The sequence below is a fragment of the Burkholderia puraquae genome, assembly GCF_002099195.1.
Lineage (GTDB): Bacteria > Pseudomonadota > Gammaproteobacteria > Burkholderiales > Burkholderiaceae > Burkholderia > Burkholderia puraquae.
This window is the reverse complement of sequence record NZ_NBYX01000003.1, coordinates 264,998-280,585: the sequence shown is the minus strand read 5'-3', so window position 1 is coordinate 280,585 and position 15,588 is coordinate 264,998. Positions and strand designations below refer to the sequence as shown.

The 15,588-nt window shown below is 68.2% G+C and carries 16 protein-coding genes; 12 read left to right on the top strand and 4 right to left on the bottom strand.

Annotation, left to right across the window (positions count from 1 at the left end; all coding sequences use genetic code 11):
* Positions 1 to 40: 40 nt before the first annotated feature.
* The 5 genes from B7G54_RS08210 to B7G54_RS08190 all read left to right on the top strand — a co-directional run bounded on the left by B7G54_RS08210 (position 41) and on the right by B7G54_RS08190 (position 3,944).
* Positions 41 to 466 (top strand): GNAT family N-acetyltransferase, encoded by a 426-nt coding sequence (locus B7G54_RS08210; protein ID WP_085038633.1) that lies wholly within the window; start codon positions 41 to 43, stop codon positions 464 to 466.
* Between the two features lie 99 nt (positions 467 to 565).
* Positions 566 to 952: a hypothetical protein gene (locus B7G54_RS39625; RefSeq protein WP_244289292.1), complete on the top strand. Its 387-nt coding sequence runs from the start codon at positions 566 to 568 to the stop codon at positions 950 to 952.
* Positions 953 to 1,207: 255 nt separating this feature from the next.
* Entirely contained in the window at positions 1,208 to 2,068 is an 861-nt protein-coding gene (locus B7G54_RS08200) for an isocitrate lyase/PEP mutase family protein (RefSeq protein ID WP_085038632.1), read from the top strand.
* A gap of 338 nt (positions 2,069 to 2,406) precedes the next feature.
* Complete coding sequence (locus tag B7G54_RS08195; RefSeq protein ID WP_085038631.1) at positions 2,407 to 2,673, top strand: YodC family protein; 267 nt, start codon at positions 2,407 to 2,409, stop codon at positions 2,671 to 2,673.
* A gap of 101 nt (positions 2,674 to 2,774) precedes the next feature.
* Entirely contained in the window at positions 2,775 to 3,944 is a 1,170-nt protein-coding gene (locus B7G54_RS08190) for a cytochrome P450 (protein ID WP_085038850.1), read from the top strand.
* A 15-nt stretch (positions 3,945 to 3,959) separates the two neighbouring features.
* Here the strand turns inward: B7G54_RS08190 and B7G54_RS08185 are convergent, their stop codons facing one another.
* Both B7G54_RS08185 and B7G54_RS08180 read right to left on the bottom strand, forming a co-directional pair.
* A complete protein-coding gene (locus tag B7G54_RS08185) occupies positions 3,960 to 4,286 on the bottom strand; it encodes a superinfection immunity protein (RefSeq protein WP_011354384.1) in 327 nt (108 codons plus the stop codon).
* A gap of 101 nt (positions 4,287 to 4,387) precedes the next feature.
* Complete coding sequence (locus B7G54_RS08180; RefSeq protein WP_085038630.1) at positions 4,388 to 4,807, bottom strand: rhodanese-like domain-containing protein; 420 nt, start codon at positions 4,805 to 4,807, stop codon at positions 4,388 to 4,390.
* Positions 4,808 to 4,918: 111 nt separating this feature from the next.
* Here B7G54_RS08180 and ftrA point away from each other — a divergent pair, with 111 nt between their 5' ends.
* Positions 4,919 to 5,881, top strand: a complete 963-nt coding sequence (gene ftrA / locus B7G54_RS08175) for a transcriptional regulator FtrA (protein ID WP_085038629.1) — start codon at positions 4,919 to 4,921, stop codon at positions 5,879 to 5,881.
* Positions 5,882 to 6,002: 121 nt separating this feature from the next.
* On the opposite strand, the gene B7G54_RS08170 is transcribed toward ftrA, so the two are convergent.
* Together B7G54_RS08170 and adiC are read right to left on the bottom strand one after the other, a co-directional pair.
* Complete coding sequence (locus B7G54_RS08170) at positions 6,003 to 8,342, bottom strand: Orn/Lys/Arg family decarboxylase (RefSeq protein WP_085038628.1); 2,340 nt, start codon at positions 8,340 to 8,342, stop codon at positions 6,003 to 6,005.
* Between the two features lie 3 nt (positions 8,343 to 8,345).
* On the bottom strand, positions 8,346 to 9,878 hold the full coding sequence (gene adiC, locus B7G54_RS08165; RefSeq protein WP_085038627.1) for an arginine/agmatine antiporter: 1,533 nt from the start codon (positions 9,876 to 9,878) through the stop codon (positions 8,346 to 8,348).
* Between the two features lie 158 nt (positions 9,879 to 10,036).
* Here adiC and B7G54_RS39975 point away from each other — a divergent pair, with 158 nt between their 5' ends.
* The 6 genes from B7G54_RS39975 (at position 10,037) to B7G54_RS08140 (ending at position 15,535) form a co-directional block, all read left to right on the top strand.
* Positions 10,037 to 10,165 (top strand): hypothetical protein, encoded by a 129-nt coding sequence (locus B7G54_RS39975; RefSeq protein ID WP_279628054.1) that lies wholly within the window; start codon positions 10,037 to 10,039, stop codon positions 10,163 to 10,165.
* Between the two features lie 155 nt (positions 10,166 to 10,320).
* A complete protein-coding gene (locus tag B7G54_RS08160) occupies positions 10,321 to 11,391 on the top strand; it encodes an NAD(P)H-dependent flavin oxidoreductase (protein WP_085038626.1) in 1,071 nt (356 codons plus the stop codon).
* An 82-nt stretch (positions 11,392 to 11,473) separates the two neighbouring features.
* On the top strand, positions 11,474 to 12,928 hold the full coding sequence (locus B7G54_RS08155) for a M20 family metallopeptidase (RefSeq protein WP_085038625.1): 1,455 nt from the start codon (positions 11,474 to 11,476) through the stop codon (positions 12,926 to 12,928).
* A gap of 55 nt (positions 12,929 to 12,983) precedes the next feature.
* Positions 12,984 to 14,093 (top strand): malate/lactate/ureidoglycolate dehydrogenase, encoded by a 1,110-nt coding sequence (locus tag B7G54_RS08150; RefSeq protein WP_085038624.1) that lies wholly within the window; start codon positions 12,984 to 12,986, stop codon positions 14,091 to 14,093.
* On the top strand, positions 14,090 to 14,659 hold the full coding sequence (locus B7G54_RS08145) for a TfoX/Sxy family protein (RefSeq protein ID WP_085038849.1): 570 nt from the start codon (positions 14,090 to 14,092) through the stop codon (positions 14,657 to 14,659). Before B7G54_RS08150 ends, B7G54_RS08145 begins: the two co-directional genes overlap by 4 nt.
* A 297-nt stretch (positions 14,660 to 14,956) precedes the next feature.
* Positions 14,957 to 15,535, top strand: a complete 579-nt coding sequence (locus tag B7G54_RS08140; RefSeq protein ID WP_085038623.1) for an NnrU family protein — start codon at positions 14,957 to 14,959, stop codon at positions 15,533 to 15,535.
* Positions 15,536 to 15,588: the final 53 nt, after the last annotated feature.

The following is a 15,588-nucleotide window of genomic DNA, read 5'->3' as shown; positions in this document are numbered from 1 at the left end:
TTCAACCCTTCCTCATTCACGATTCAAGCGGATTCGACCGATGACGTTCACATACGAGGTGACCGACGCGGGCGACGCGGACGTTCGCAAGCAGATCGTCGCGCCGCTCATCCGGTTCAACGAGAGCCAGGCGGGCCCGAACGACTTCCGTTCGCTGGCCGTGGTCGTGACCGATGGCGAGGGCGCGGTGGTTGGTGGCCTGTGGGGCAGCACGGCGTACGGCTGGCTGCATGTCGACCTGCTCGTGGTGCCCGAGGCCGCGCGCGGCCAGGGCGCGGGCACGCGCATCATGGATCTGGCCGAAGCGGAAGCCGTCGCGCGCGGATGCCACGGCGCGTGGCTCGACACGTTCGACTTCCAGGCTCGGCCGTTCTACGAGAAACGCGGCTATGTCCGCTTCGGCGCGCTGCCGGATTATCCGGCCGGGCACACGCGCATTTTCCTGACGAAGAAGCTTGCGGGCTGAGTGGCGCCGCCGCATGGCGCGGCACGATTGACGAGGTTGCCGGCCGTCGCCTGGGATACGGGGCAGCGATGCAGGTCGCTTCCGGGTCCGCGGAAAGGGTTGAACCCACCTGTCGCAGCAAATCCAGTCTTCCTCCTGTCCTTTGTGCTGGCGGTATTGCGGACCTTCGGCCATGACTGCACGAGGATTCGCATGAAAAAGCTGCCTCCCAGGGCCCATCCCGATCATCTGAAAAAGCAGGCCAAGGCATTGTTGCGCCTGTACCGGCAGGGTGACGCCGATGCCGTCGCGCGCTTTGTCCGGTTTCTCCCTGCTGCCGCGAACCGCACGCACGACGAAGCGCTCGCGCTCGGCACGTTGTCCTGGGCATCCGTCAACGAACCGGAGCAGGTCGGCGCGTCCGATTGGGAGGGGGCGCACGCGTGCTGCTCGCGCGCGGCGTGCCGCAAGCCGCGCACGATCCGTCGAATCCGGACGGCGTGCTGATCGACGGTCGCGCGATGCGCTTCTCCGAAGCCGTCACCGACGTGTTGCTCGGCATCGACGGCGGGCCGCCCGCAGCGAAGTAGCGATCGCGGGCCGGCAACGGACGGATGGCGACGCCGGCTCGCTCGTTGCCGGCTGCCGGTGCGCGGTCGGCGCACCGGTTTTCCTGTCGCGCGGCGACATTTCGGCGAACGCTGAAACGTCGTGTGCACGACCGGCGTAAGCTCAGCCGTCAACTTCCTTCCGGAGTCCACGATGCCCCGTTCCGACCTGCAAGCCCGCCAAGCCGAAGCCTTCCGTGCACTGCATGCGCGCCCCGGCGCCTTCATCATTCCGAACCCGTGGGACGCCGGCACCGCGCGCCTGCTCGCGATGGCCGGTTTCGAAGCGCTCGCGACCACGAGTGCCGGCTACGCCTTTTCGAAAGGTCAGCCCGACAACGCGATCGACCGCGACGCGATGCTCGATCACATCGCCGAGATCGTCGCCGCGGGCGGCCTGCCCGTCAGCGCCGATCTCGAGAACGGCTTCGGCGATGCGCCCGGCACGGTGGCCGAAACGATCCGGCTCGCGGCCGAGGCCGGCGCGGTCGGCGGCTCGATCGAGGATGCGACGGGCCGCGCCGACGCGCCGATCTATCCGCGCGAAGCGGCGATCGAGCGCATCGCGGCCGCCGTCGAAGCGGCGCGCGCGCTGCCGTTCCCGTTCACGCTGACCGCGCGCTGCGAAAACTACCTGCATGGCCGCCACGACCTCGCCGACACGATCGCGCGGCTCGTCGCCTATCGCGACGCGGGCGCCGACGTGCTGTATGCGCCGGGCATCACCGATGCGGACGAAATCGCGGCGGTGACGCAGGCGGTCGGCGCGCCCGTGAACGTCGTGATGGGGCTGCAGGGCGGGTTGCTGAGTCTCGATGCGCTGGCGGCGCTTGGGGTGAAGCGCGTGAGCGTCGGCGGCGCACTGGCGCGGGCCGCGCTCGGAGCGTTCCTGCGCGCCGCGAAGGAAATGGCGCAGGAGGGCACGTTTACATTCACGCAAGCGGCCGTGCCGGGGCGCGATATCAACCGCTGGTTTGCATCGCCCGATAATTCACCGGTTTTGTTCGGAGAATGAGCGAAATTAAATCGTGGGATCGTGCCCAGTCGAAAGGTTGATTGACAATAATCAATCGATTTCGCGTCCGAATTAAACGTCCGTGACGACGCAAAATACATCGTCTATTCTCCGCATTCTGCCCGTTCGACCGGTGCCCGGTGCGAAAGCCGCACCGGGTCGGGCGATCGGGAATCCACCGTGCGCGTCGATGCCGCGCATTGTTGCATTTTCCCGGTCAGTGAATTTTTGAACACGGGAGTTGCCGGCTGGTTTTTGGATTGATAATCTTCGGCACGTTCGAATGAACGGTTGGTGAGCCGCCGGGAATATCGATATATAAAAATGCTGAGAGAGCGATGACGATCCGAGAAAATCAACGCGTCAAGTTTCGCGTCGGCGATGTCGTGACGCTGAAGACGGGCGGGCCGCGCATGACCGTCACTTATGCCGGGCCGGTCGTATTCGACGACGGCGACTGGCTGATCTGCCAGTGGTTCGACGAGAATGGCGAATTCCGCCAGGAAATGTTCCCTCACGACACGGTGGTGCCCGAGCCGCGCGCGATTTCGGCCGGGCGTGTACGCGTGCGCATGCAGTCGTATCGCTACCGGTCGGCTGCCTGACGTTGACCTGGCGTCGCGATGCGGCCGCACGCGGTGCCCGCGCCGCGATATTTCACGCCAGCCCGAAACATGCGGCGGCGCGCTGCGCCGATACTGTCCGCATGAACCCGACCGATCCCATCACAGCGGTTACGCACCGCGATCCCTATCCCTACTATGCGGCGCTCGTCGACGGGCCGCCGCTCGCGTTCGACGCCACGCTCGGCCTGTGGGTCGCGAGCCGCGCGGCCGCCGTGACTGCCGTGCTCGGCCATCCGGCCTGCCGGGTGCGCCCGCTGGACGCGCCCGTGCCGCCGGCGTTGCGCGGCACGACGGCGGGCGCGCTGTTCGGCGAGCTGGTGCGCATGAACGACGGGGCGCTGCGGCACGACGTGCCGAAGCAGGCGCTGCGCACGGCGTTCGCACCGATCGACACGGCTGCGTTGTGCGACCGTGCCGCGCAGCTTGCCGCGCGGCGCTTGCCGGCACCGGGCGACGCCGGCGCGCTGAACGCTTGGTGCATGACGGTGCCCGTCTGTGCGGTTGCCGATCTGCTCGGCTTCGACGAGGCCCAGCTCGACGGGATCTCGGCGCTGGTCGTCGACTTCGTCGCCGCGCTGTCGCCGTTGTCGGATGCCGTGGCGCTGGCTCGCGCGAGCGCCGCCGCGCGAGAGTTGCTCGACCGGATGACCGAGCGCGTCGCGCAGACGCAGGCGCACGACGGTACGCTCGTCGCCGCGGTGCAGCAGGCGGCCCGCGCGTCGGGCTGGCAGGCGAGCGGCGCGCTGGTCGCGAATCTCGTCGGGTTGTTGTCGCAAACCTGCGAAGCGACCGCCGCGTGGCTCGGCAATGCGCTGGTGGCGTGGAGCGGGGAGGCGGGCGCCGCGCGCGTCGCGCCGGACGATGCCGCGCTCGATGCATTCGTTGCCGAAGTCGGACGCTTCGACTCACCGGTGCAGAACACGCGCCGCTTCGTCGCGTCGCGCACGACGATCGAAGGCGTGACCGTCGAAGCCGGCGACGCGATCCTCGTCGTGCTCGCCGCCGCGAACCGCGACCCGGCCGTGCATCGCGATCCGCACCGATTCATGCGTGGCCGTGCGACCGGGCCGAATTTCGGCTTCGGCACGGGGCCGCATGGTTGCCCGGGCGAGCGGATCGCGCAGGCAGTGACGATGGGGGCATTCGGGGCGTGGCTGCGTGCGGGCGGCGGGCCGCCGCGCGACGCGCTGGCGTGGCATTACCGTGCGTCGACCAACGTCAGGATGCCGAAGTTCGACGCAGCGGGCTGAACGGGAAAGAGGGACTTAACGGCAGCCTTGCTTCTCCGCCCATTGTTCCTGGGCGGCAACGCGGCGCTGCACGCGCTCGACGAGACCGGTCGAGAAGGTCCGCATGCTGATGCCGCGGCGCTTGGCGAGGATCGTCTGCGCGACATCGGTGCGCGGGTTCGGCTGGCAGGCCCAGTACAGCGTCATCAGCCAGCCGATGCCGGTCCACCCGAACAGCGCGTTGAACATCGCGACCGTCAGCTTGTCGTGCCGGCCACGCCGGTCGGCAATGACCGCCGGCAGAAAATAGATCGCGATCGCGGCCACCGAACCGGCCACTTGAATCAGGACTGCGTTCTGCATGTTGCTGCTCCATCCGAACTGCAATGGGACTGATTGTCGCGCTTTTTCCGTTCGCGTGCAGGCCGTGCGCTGGCAATTGATTGTTGCGTTTTTAATGACGATCAGCCGGCTTCGGCGGCCGCCGGCTGCGTTTCGTTGCTCAGCGCGAAACCTTCGTCGAGCCAGCCCGTCACGCCGCCGATCATCAGCTTGACCGGCCGGCCGAGGCGCGCGAGCTGGATCGCCGCGCGCGCGGCGCCGTTGCAGTGCGGGCCCGCGCAGTAGACGACGAACAGCGTGCCGGCCGGATACCCGGCAAGCTTGCTCTCGATGATCTTGCGGCGTGGCAGGTTGCGCGCGCCGGGTACGTGGCCGGCGGCGAACTGGTCAGGGCCGCGCACGTCGAGCAGCACGAAATCGGGCGCACCCGATGCGAGCGCGTCGTGCACGTCCCAGCAATCGGTCTCGAAGCGCAGCGACGCCTCGAAATGGGCGAGGGCGGCGGGGCTGTCGGCGGCGGGCAGGTCGGTGACGCAGGACATGAGCGGGTTCTCCTGAAGGTGGCGCAAAACGCGCTGGAATGAGGGGCAGTATCGCGGTTCGGCCCGTTTCGCGGCAGTGGCGCGATCGACAAGTTCCGGTAACATCGCGCCATGCATAATCATCTCGTCGCCGCGCTCGCCTACGATCGCCTCTGCACGTTCGAATTCGGCTGCGTGGTCGAATTGTTCGCCCTCGAACGCCCCGAGCTCGGGGTCGACTGGTATCGCTTCGCGGTCTGTGCGAGCGAGCCGGGGCCCGTGCGCGCGGCGGGCGGCATCACGGTCGCCGCGCCTTATCGGCTCGCGACGCTCGATCGTGCCGATACCATCGTGATTCCTGGCTGGCGCGATCCGGACGAACCGCCGCCGGAACCGTTGCTGAAGAAACTGCGGGCCGCGCATCGCCGCGGCGCGCGGCTCTGCTCGATCTGCTCGGGCGTGTTCGTGCTGGCGGCGGCCGGCGTGCTCGACGGCCTCACGGTGACGACCCACTGGCGCTACGCGGAAAAGCTGCAGGCGCGCTATCCGGCGCTGCGCGTGAATCCCGATGCGCTTTATGTCGACGAAGGGCAGGTCGTCACGTCGGCCGGGTCGGCGGCGGGGCTCGACATGCTGCTGCATCTCGTGCGCCGAGACTACGGCGGCGCGATCGCGAACCGGGTCGCGCAGCGCCTCGTGCTGCCGCCGCATCGCGACGGCGGGCAGGCGCAGTTCGTGCCGCGCCCGGTTGCGCCGGGCGGCACCGACCGGCTCGCGAAGCTGATCGACTGGATGCGCGCGCACGCGGCCGAGCCGCACACGCTCGCGTCGCTCGCCGCGCAGGCCGCGATGAGCACACGCACGCTGCAGCGTCAGTTCGCGGATGCGACGGGGATGTCGCCGCTCGCGTGGCTGATCCGCGAACGCGTGAACGTTGCGAAGGACATGCTCGAAGCGCATCCCGCGCTGTCGCTCGCGCAGGTTGCGGCGCGCGCGGGGTTCGGTTCCGAGGAATCGCTGCGCCGGCATTTCCGGCGCGTCGCGGCGACGAGCCCGGCCGCGTACCGGCGCGGGATGGATCGTGGCGCGAGATAGCGAGCGCCGCGTCCGGCTGATTCCATCGCGCGATCGGTACCGTGAATGCGGCGCAGCGGGTGAGCGGCAGCTTGCCGCGTGGTTCGGCCGGCTGCCGAGGCGGCCGGCTGCCTGAGCATGCTCAGCGCGTGCGGGTATCGTGCGCGTTCAGCTTGATGCACGCGATGCGATACACGCCATCCTCGACTTCGACACCGTGCGTGTCGTGCGTGAAGCCCGGGAAACGCAGGTCGTACTGCTCGAGCGCCTTCAGGTAGCCGAGCAGCGGGCCGTCGGCCGGCCCCGCGTTCTCGCCGGGCATCAGCAGCGGAATGCCCGGCGGATAGGGCACGACGCCCGTCGCGACGGTGCGGCCTTCCATTTCCGACAGCTCCAGCATCTCGATGTCGTTGTGCACGAGATGCTCGAACGCCTCGGCCGGGCTGTAATCGGGCTTCGGCAGCGTCGAGAAGCCGCGCGACATCATTTCGGTCGTCTTCAGGTCGCTCATCGCGCTGAACATCAGGTCGCACAGGTCGCGCAGGCCGAGCTTGCCGTAGCGCTCCGGAAAGCGCGCAACGAGTTCGGGCAGCGCCTGTTCGAGCGGCGCGTTCGCATCGTAGTCGCGCTTGAAGTCGAGCAGCGTGTTGACGAGCGTGCCCCACTTGCCCTTCGTCACGCCGAGCGAGAACAGGAACAGGATCGTGAAGTCGGTCGTCTTCTCGACGACGATCCCGTGCCGGTCGAGATACGCGGTGACGACCGACGCCGGAATGCCGACCGGCATCAGCCCGCCGTGCGATGCGACGCCCGGCGTGACGATCGACACCTTGATCGGGTCGAGCATGCAGTAGTCGTCCTCGATCTCGCCGAAGCCGTGCCACGTGTCGCCCGGATGCAGCACCCAGCACGACGGGTCGGTGGCGAGCAGCGTCTCGTCCGCTTCGTGGAAGCGCACGCGGCGGCCCGTCTTGCGATCGACGACGCTATCGGGCTGCCAGCCGTTGAAGAACCAGTCGTTGTTCTCCGCGCATTCCGTATGCAGGCGCGCCAGCATCTGGCGGAACGCGACGGCCTCGCGGATCGCGTCGGTCGTCAGCGCCTCGCCGCCGGGGCCGTCCATCATCGCGGCGCTCACGTCGTTCGACGCGATGATCGCGTAGTTCGGTGACGTCGACGCATGCATCATGTACGCCTCGTTGAAGCGGGCGTGCTCGATCGGGTTGCGGCCGTCGCGGACATGAATGAACGACGCCTGCGACAGCGCGGCGAGCAGCTTGTGCGTCGATTGCGTCGCGAACACGGTCGGCTTGCTCGCGTCGTGTTGCGCGGGATCGCCGTGCATCGCGTGACGGTCGCGATAGATCGGGTTGAAGCGCGCGTAGCCGTACCACGCCTCGTCGAAATGTAATCGATCCACGCTCTGGCCGAGCAGCGCCTCGACGCGCGCGACGTTGTAGCAGAGGCCGTCGTACGTCGAGTTCGTGATCAGTGCATGCACGGGCGTCGGATCGATGCCGTCGCGGCCGCGCACGAGCGGGTTCGCGTCGATGGCGAGCCGCACGGCGGCGGCCGTCAGCCGCTCGGGCATGATCGGGCCGATGATCCCGTAGTGGTTGCGCGACGGAATCAGGTAGGTCGGAATCGCGCCGGACATCGTCATCGCGTGCTCGGCCGACTTGTGGCAGTTGCGGTCGCACAGCGCGACCTGGTTGCGCGTGACGCTCGCCATCAGGATCACGCGGTTCGACATCGACGAGCCGTTCGTCACGTGATACGTGCGATGTGCGCCGAACACGCGCGCCGCATAGCGTTCGCTTTCACCGATCGGGCCCGAATGGTCGAGCAGCGAGCCGAGTTCGCCGACCGAGATCGACAGGTCCGAACGGAACAGCGATTCGCCGAAGAATTCGAAGTACGCGCGGCCGACCGGCGATTTCAGGAACGCGGTGCCGCCCGTGTGGCCGGGCGTATGCCACGAATACTCGTACACGCGCGAGAATTTCGCGAGCGCGCGGAACATCGGCGGCAGCACGGTTTCGCGGTAGCGCTCGATCGCGGCGACGATCCGGCCGCCGATGAACGCCGTGGTGTCCTCCAGCATCCAGATGAAGTCGTCGGCCTTGCGCATCGCGTCGACGGGAATCGCGGACGCGCTCGCGCGGCTCGCGAGCAGGAACACGGGGATGGTCGCGTTGCGCGCGCGCATCGCGTCGAGCACGGCCTGCGCGGGCGCGTGGCCGGCATCGTTGCCGAGTTCCCAGTTGAGCAGCAGGCACTGGATCGCCGGATCGGCGGCGACCACCGCGCAGGCATCGTCGGCGGACGTTGCGATCACGACGTCGACGAGCCGCGTGCGCAGTTCCTCGGCGAGCGCCGTCGCGGCGCGCCCGGTGGCCGTGCGTTCATCGATGTCGTGCTGCACGAGCAGGGCCTTCATGCCGAGGCGGCGGAAGGCCGGTTGGGTCAAGGAAGCGGTCATGGTTTAATTCCCCGTTTGCTGGGTTGCCTGGACGCTCGCGGCAACGGCCGGCGAGCGCGTGTGAAGGGTGTCGGCCTGGTGACGGCCCACGGAGATCCAGAAGGTGGCGGCGAGCGCGGCGATGGTCACGCCGAGCGCGAGATAGCGCACCCAGCGCGGCGAGCGGCCGCCCGGATGGATATGGGTTTCCTCGATTTCGCGCTGGCGGTTGATCGACAGCTCGTAGAAGACGATCGTCGCGACGACGAAGATCAGCGACCAGCGCGTCTGCTGGCCGTCGGAGCCGACCATCGCCCACAGCGCGTAGACGGCGCCGATCAGGCCGACGATCGTGTAGAACGTGAACTGGTGCGACGGCATCTTGCCGTAGCCGAGCACCTTGATCGCGATGCACGAGTAGATGTACGGCAGCAGCGTCATGATCACGGCGATCGACGCGATCTTGCCGAACTGCTCGCTGGCGCTTGGCGACATCGTCGCGAGCACCTGCACGGACATGATCAGCGCGACGATCGCGAGGCCGGCCGACGGCACGTTCTTCGAGTTCACGCGTGCGAACACGCTGGCGAACAGGCCGTCGTCGGCGGCCGCCTTCGCGGTCTGGCCGACCAGCAGCGTCCAGCCCGCGAGCGAGCCGAGGCAGCCGAGCGCCGCGCACAGCGCGACCGCGTTCGCGGCCGTATTGCCGAGCGCGAGGCGCGCGGCATCCGCGAACGGTGCGCTCGATGCGAGCAGCGCCTTGTTCGGGATCATCCCCATGATCACGGTCGAGCTGAGCACGTAGCACACGGCTGCGAGCACGACGCCGCCGACGGTTGCGATCGGCACGTTGCGCGACGGGTTCTCGACGACGCCGGCCGATACGGACGCACTCTCGACGCCGATGAACGCCCACAGCGTGAAGTTCAGCGTCGCGCCGATCGCGCTGAAGCTGTTGGTGCCCGACACATTCCAGCCGGCGAAATACACGTCCTTGCTGAACCAGAACCAGCCGAACACGGCCATCCCGAGGATCGGCACGAGCGCGAAGATTGTCGTGACCGACTGCACGCGGCCGACGACGTTCGGCCCGAGGATGTTCGCGTAGGTGAACAGCCAGATCACGAAGATCTGCGCGAGCGCGAACACGAGCGGGTCCTTCAGTACCGGGAAGAAATGCGTGAGGTAGCCGAGGCCGGCGACCGCGAGGCCGACGTTGCCGAGCACGTTCGCGAGCCAGTAGATCAGGTTGGTCTGGTAGCCCATGTACGGGCCGAACGATTTGCGTGCATACGCATACGGGCCGCCGGCGGCCGGGTCGATCGCGGCGAGCTTCGCGAACACGAGCGCGAGCGATACGGCGCCGACGACGGTGATCAGCCAGCCGAAGATCGCGATGCCGCCGGTGGCGGCGAGGTTCGCGGGCAGCATGAAGACGCCGGAGCCCATCATGTTGCCCGCGACCATCAGCGTGGCGGGGATGACGCCGATTTTCGGCGCGGAAGCCGCGGCCGGCGTGGCGGCGGCGCGGGAGGAGGACGAGCTGGCATCGGACATGCGACGCTCCTTGACGAGACGTGTTGCGGTTGAGGTGGCGCGGCGTGGCGCCGGTCGACGATTCCGCTGTGAATCGTCGTTTTAATTGACGTGTTCATGTTATCGCCTGGATGATTTCCAATAAGGGTAAACGCCGGTATTTAATAACTTGAATATTGATGAATGTCATTGAAACCGGTGAATCGGTGTTTGAATTTGTACTTGGGTGTCCCGTGCAGCAAGGCTGGATGGCGTTTTTTCTGGCCTCGATCCTGGAAGATGAGGTCACGCCGCCGAAGCTTCCCTGAATAATCGTTTTTCCGAATCGGTTAAATCAATTCGTGAGGTAAATGGCGCGGCAATCGGGATTGAGTTTGTCGGGTAATATCGAGCGCATTGAATGCGCGCCGCCGGCGCGCGCGACCACCGCGCGACTACCGCTTCTTCCCCGAGGACGATTCCGATGACGACGCTGCCTTCCCGTTTGCCGCTCATCCAGGCCCCGATGGTCGGTTCGCTGAGCCCGCTCGCGATCGCGGTGTGCGAAGCCGGCGGGCTCGGCTCGCTCGCGTGCGCGGCGCTCGGCCCGCAGCAACTGCGCGACGAGATCGCGGCGATCCGCGCGCGCACGCCCGCGCCGTTCAACGTGAACTTCTTCTGCCATACGCCGCCGGCGCCCGACGCCGAGGTCGACGCACGCTGGCGCGCGGCGCTCGCCGGCTACTACGCGCAAGCCGGGCTCGATCCGGCCGGCGTGAAGGGCGGCCCCGGCCGTGCGCCGTTCGACGATGCGATGTGCGCGGTCGTCGAGGAGCTGCGGCCGGCCGTCGTGAGTTTCCATTTCGGGCTGCCGGACGACGCGCTGCTCGACCGCGTGCGGCGCACGGGCGCGCTGGTCGTGTCGTCCGCGACGACCGTGGAGGAAGCGCGCTGGCTGGATGCGCGCGGCGTCGACGCGATCGTCGCGCAAGGCGCGGAGGCCGGCGGCCATCGCGGGATGTTCCTGACCGACGACATCCACGCGCAACCGGGCCTGTTCGCATTGCTGCCGCAGATCGTCGACGCGGTGCGCGCGCCGGTGATTGCGGCCGGCGCAATCGCCGACGGACGTGGCATCGCGGCTGCGTTCGCGCTCGGCGCGCGCACGGTGCAGATCGGCACGGGCTACCTGCTCACGCCGCAGGCCGGCCGCTCGGCGCAGCATCGCGCGGCGGTGCGCACCGCGCGCGACGACGGCACGCGCATGACCAACCTGTACACGGGCCGCCCCGCGCGCGGGCTGCTGACGCGCTTCATGCGCGAGCAGGGGCCGATGAGTGCGCTCGCGCCGGCGTTCCCGCTCGCGACGGCCGCGGTCGATCCGCTGCGCGGCGCGTTCGAGCGGCAGGGCCGCGACGACTTTTCGCTGCTGTGGTCGGGCGAGGCCGCGGCGCTCGCACGCGAAGAGGATGCGGGCGAACTGACGCGGCGCCTGTGGCGCGACGCGCTGGCGTGCGCGGCAGGGCTGCGCGACGCCTTCCCGCAGGCGGTCTGAACGACCCCGGGCAGGGGGCGCCGGCGTGGGAGCATCGGCGTATCATCTGGGTTTTCGTCAGCCCGATCCAGGCACCCCCACCATGACCTCCGTCGACACTACCCCCGTCCTCGACCATGACAAGCTCGTTACCTTCATCGAGCGCAAGTGGAACGATGAAATCCTCCACGCACTGACCGACTACATCGCGATCCCCGCGAAGAGCCCCGCATTCGACCCCGACTGGGCGAAGCGCGGCTATCTCGAGCGCGTCGTCACCGATGCCGCGCAGTGGGCCGAGCGGCAGCCCGTGAAGGGCCTGAAGCTCGAGATCGTGCGCTTGGCCGGCCGCACGCCGGTGATCTTCTTCGAATCGCCCGCCACGCGTTCGGGCAGCACCGACACGATCCTGCTGTACGGCCACCTCGACAAGCAGCCCGAATTCGACGGCTGGCGCGCGGATCTCGGCCCGTGGACGCCGAAGTACGAGAACGGCAAGCTGTACGGCCGCGGCGGCGCGGACGACGGCTATGCGATCTACGCGAGCCTCGCGGCGCTCGGCGCGCTCGACGAGCAGGGCATCGAGCGGCCGCGTTGTGTCGGCCTGATCGAGACCTGCGAGGAATCGGGCAGCTACGACCTGCTGCCGTACGTCGATGCGCTGCGCGACCGGCTCGGCCAGGTGTCGCTCGTCGTGTGCCTCGATTCGGGCGCCGGCAACTACGACCAGATGTGGCTCACCACGTCGCTGCGCGGACTGGTTTCTGGCGACCTGCAGGTCGAAGTGCTCGAGGAAGGCGTTCATTCGGGCGTGTTCGGCGGCATCGCGCCGTCGAGCTTCCGCGTGATGCGCCAGCTGTTCGAGCGCCTGGAAGATGCGAAGAACGGCAACCTGCTGCCGGGCGCGTTCCATTGCGAGATTCCCGACAGCCGCGTGCGCGAAGCGGCCGCAGCCGCCGAGATCCTCGGCGACGCCGTGTGGAAGGGGCTGCCGTGGGCGTGCGGTGCGGACGGCAAGCCGGTGCTGCCGACCACGACCGATCCGCGCGAGGCGCTGCTGAATTCGACGTGGCGTCCGTCGCTGTCGGTTACCGGCGCCGCCGGCCTGCCGGCGCTCGCCGATGCGGGCAACGTGCTGCGTCCGCGTACCGCGTTCAAGCTGTCGCTGCGCCTGCCGCCGCTCGTCGACGCCGCGCAGGCCGTGCAGCAACTGAAAGAACTGCTCGAACTCGATCCGCCGTACAACGCGAAGGTCACGTTCAAGCCGGACGCGGGTGCCGCGACGGGCTGGAGCGCGCCGGATCTCGCGCCGTGGCTCGCATCGTCGCTCGATGCGGCGTCGCGCCGCCACTTCGGCGCCGACTGCGCGTATATGGGCCTCGGCGGCACGATCCCGCTGATGAACGTGCTGCAGGAAGGCTTCCCGTCCGCCCAGTTCATGGTGTGCGGCGTGCTCGGGCCGAAGTCGAACGCGCACGGCCCGAACGAATTCCTGCACGTGCCGTATGCGAAGAAGCTGACGGCGGCAGTCGCGGACGTGATCGCGACCGCGCGCTGATCGCTTGGCGCTTGGCAGTGACAACTGCTCAACCCGACCTGACGGAACCTTGCCGATGACCGCACTGCCGACGCCCGACACCGACCCGCTGCGCATGCGCGCCGAACCGCTGCATGCATTCGTCGCGGCACTCTGGGAACGGGCCGGCAGCAGCCAGCGCGAGGCAACGCTCGTTGCGGACCACCTGGTCGGCGCGAATCTCGCGGGCCACGATTCGCACGGGATCGGGATGATCCCGAACTACGTCGCGTCGTGGCGGGAAGGGCAGTTGCAGCTGAACGGGCACGCGTCGATCGTCCGCGATGGCGGTGCGGTGCTGACGATCGACGGCGGGCGCGGCTTCGGCCAGGTCATCGCGTTCGAGGCGATGGTCGAAGGGATCGAGCGCGCACGGCGCATGGGTATCTGCGCGATCGGGCTGCGCGACGTGCATCATCTCGGCCGCATCGGGCACTGGGCCGAGCAGTGCGCGCGCTCGGGGCTCGTGTCGTTTCACTTCGTCAACGTGCCGGGCGACCTGCTGGTCGCGCCGCTGCACGGCACCGATCCGCGCTTCGGCACGAACCCGTTCTGCGCCGCGTATCCGCGTGCGGGCAGGCCGCCGCTGCTGCTCGATTTTGCGACGAGTGCAATCGCGTATGGCAAGACGCGCGTCGCATACAACCAGGGCAAGCGCGCGCCGGCCGGGTCGCTGATCGACCATCGCGGCCAGCCGACCGACGATCCGGCCGTGATGCACGAGCAGCCGTTCGGTGCGCTGCTGCCGTTCGGGCTGCACAAGGGGTACGCGCTGGCAGCGATGTGCGAGATTTTCGGCGGCGCGCTCGTCGGCGGGCATACGACCTACGGCGACACGCTGCAGAAGACGAGTGCGATCGTCAACGGGATGCTGTCGGTGCTGATCGATCCGAACGCGTTCGATGCGGCTGATGCCGAGCGCGAAGCCGATGCGTTCGTCGCATGGGCGAAGGCGTCGCCGCAGGCCGGCGATGCGCCGGTGCAGGTGCCCGGCGAACCGGAAGAGGCGAGCCGCGCGGCGCGCGGTGCCGGCGGCATTCCGGTTGATCGCGCGACATGGCGGCAGATTCGCGAGAGCGCGGCGGCGGTCGGCTTCGACGACGCGGCGCTCGATGCGTGGACGCAGCGCTGCACGGAGCGCGCATGAGCTGGCAGTCGGAGAAGGCGCACGGCGAGGAGATCGCTTATCAGCTCGCGCCGCTCGGCAAGGTCGAGGTTGCGCGTTTCTTCAGCGGGGCGGCGATGCGGCTCGACGGCGTGATGTTCGGCTTCATGTCGCGCGGGTCGCTGTTTCTGCGCGTCGACGACGTGAACCGTCCGGCGTTCGTTGCGGCGGGGATGGGGCCGTTCTCGTATGCGAGGCCCACGCGGACCGTCGCGCTCGAGGGCTACTACGAAACGCCGGCCGACGTGCTCGAGGATGCGGGGGCGCTGTTCGACTGGTGCCGCAGCGCGTATCGCGCGGCGTTGCTGGCGGGGCCGCCGAAGCGCAAGGCGCGGGCGGTGGTGAAACCGGTGGCGGAAGGCGGCGCGGCGGCGAAGCGAGGGGCGAAATCGGTAGTGAAATCGGTAGCGAAGCCGACAATGAAACGGGCGGCGAAGCCAGCAGCGAAACCAGCGGCGAAACCAGCAGCCAAACCAGCAGCCAAACCAGCAGCCAAACCAGCAGCCAAACCAGCAGCCAAACCAGTGGCGAAGCGCAAGCAAACTTAATACCGATCGAACGAAGCGGCAGCTTCGCAAATTTCGCTTTCCTTTCTTTCGATCTCGAACGTGTCCGGGCGATTCGCGTGGTGCCCGTCGGTGCGCCCGTACAGGTGCGCAAAACCCCCCGGCTTGCCGCACCGCACATTCCCCGCGCTTCACAACGGCAGCCCCGGCGTTTATGATCGGCGCGATTGCGCCCGTGCCCGGCGCGACCCGCACCGGCCTCGCCGCCGGCCCCGCGAACGGCGCATCGTCCGCCGCGCGGAACGCTTCCCCACTCATCATTCCAGACGGAGACAGCCGATGCTCGTCCTGATTCTCGGTTTAGCGATCTTCCTCGGTGTGCACTCGATCCGGATCGTCGCGGACGGCTGGCGGTCAGCAACGATCGAGCGGATCGGCGAGAAAGGCTGGAAGGGCCCCTATGCGATCGCGTCGATCGTCGGCTTCGTGCTGATCATCTGGGGTTACGGCATGGCGCGCCAGGGCGCGACGCAGCTGTGGGTGTCGCCCGTCGGTGTGCGCCACCTCACCGGCATGCTGACCGCGATCGCATTCGTGCTGATCGCCGCCTCCTACGTTCCTGGCAACCGCATCAAGACACTCGTCGGCCATCCGATGGTGGCCGGCGTGGCGGTCTGGGCGATCGCGCACCTGCTCGCGAACGGCACGCTGCACGCAGTCGTGCTGTTCGGCGCCTTCTTCGTGTGGTCGCTCGTCGATTTCGTCGTGTGGCGCGCGCGTGACCGCCGCGAAGGCGTTCGCTATCCGGCGGGCAGGCTGTCGGGCGACGTCGTGGCGATCGTGGCCGGGCTCGTCGTGTGGGCCGTCTTCGCGCTGTTCCTGCACGGCTGGCTGATCGGCGTGCGGCCGTTCGGCTGAGCCACCGAGCGACCGAGCGACCGAGCGGCGGCCAGCGCGCCGCTCGCTCGCCA

Excerpts from the sequence above, each read along its gene's own strand:
- B7G54_RS08210 (WP_085038633.1), top strand. The coding sequence starts at position 41 with ATGACGTTCACATACGAGGTGACCGACGCGGGCGACGCGGACGTTCGC.
- B7G54_RS08200 (WP_085038632.1), top strand. The coding sequence starts at position 1,208 with ATGCCCCGTTCCGACCTGCAAGCCCGCCAAGCCGAAGCCTTCCGTGCA.
- B7G54_RS08195 (WP_085038631.1), top strand. The coding sequence starts at position 2,407 with ATGACGATCCGAGAAAATCAACGCGTCAAGTTTCGCGTCGGCGATGTC.
- B7G54_RS08190 (WP_085038850.1), top strand. The coding sequence starts at position 2,775 with ATGAACCCGACCGATCCCATCACAGCGGTTACGCACCGCGATCCCTAT.
- B7G54_RS08185 (WP_011354384.1), bottom strand. The coding sequence starts at position 4,286 with ATGCAGAACGCAGTCCTGATTCAAGTGGCCGGTTCGGTGGCCGCGATC.
- B7G54_RS08180 (WP_085038630.1), bottom strand. The coding sequence starts at position 4,807 with ATGTCCTGCGTCACCGACCTGCCCGCCGCCGACAGCCCCGCCGCCCTC.
- ftrA (WP_085038629.1), top strand. The coding sequence starts at position 4,919 with ATGCATAATCATCTCGTCGCCGCGCTCGCCTACGATCGCCTCTGCACG.
- B7G54_RS08170 (WP_085038628.1), bottom strand. The coding sequence starts at position 8,342 with ATGACCGCTTCCTTGACCCAACCGGCCTTCCGCCGCCTCGGCATGAAG.
- adiC (WP_085038627.1), bottom strand. The coding sequence starts at position 9,878 with ATGTCCGATGCCAGCTCGTCCTCCTCCCGCGCCGCCGCCACGCCGGCC.
- B7G54_RS39975 (WP_279628054.1), top strand. The coding sequence starts at position 10,037 with ATGAATGTCATTGAAACCGGTGAATCGGTGTTTGAATTTGTACTTGGG.
- B7G54_RS08160 (WP_085038626.1), top strand. The coding sequence starts at position 10,321 with ATGACGACGCTGCCTTCCCGTTTGCCGCTCATCCAGGCCCCGATGGTC.
- B7G54_RS08155 (WP_085038625.1), top strand. The coding sequence starts at position 11,474 with ATGACCTCCGTCGACACTACCCCCGTCCTCGACCATGACAAGCTCGTT.
- B7G54_RS08150 (WP_085038624.1), top strand. The coding sequence starts at position 12,984 with ATGACCGCACTGCCGACGCCCGACACCGACCCGCTGCGCATGCGCGCC.
- B7G54_RS08145 (WP_085038849.1), top strand. The coding sequence starts at position 14,090 with ATGAGCTGGCAGTCGGAGAAGGCGCACGGCGAGGAGATCGCTTATCAG.
- B7G54_RS08140 (WP_085038623.1), top strand. The coding sequence starts at position 14,957 with ATGCTCGTCCTGATTCTCGGTTTAGCGATCTTCCTCGGTGTGCACTCG.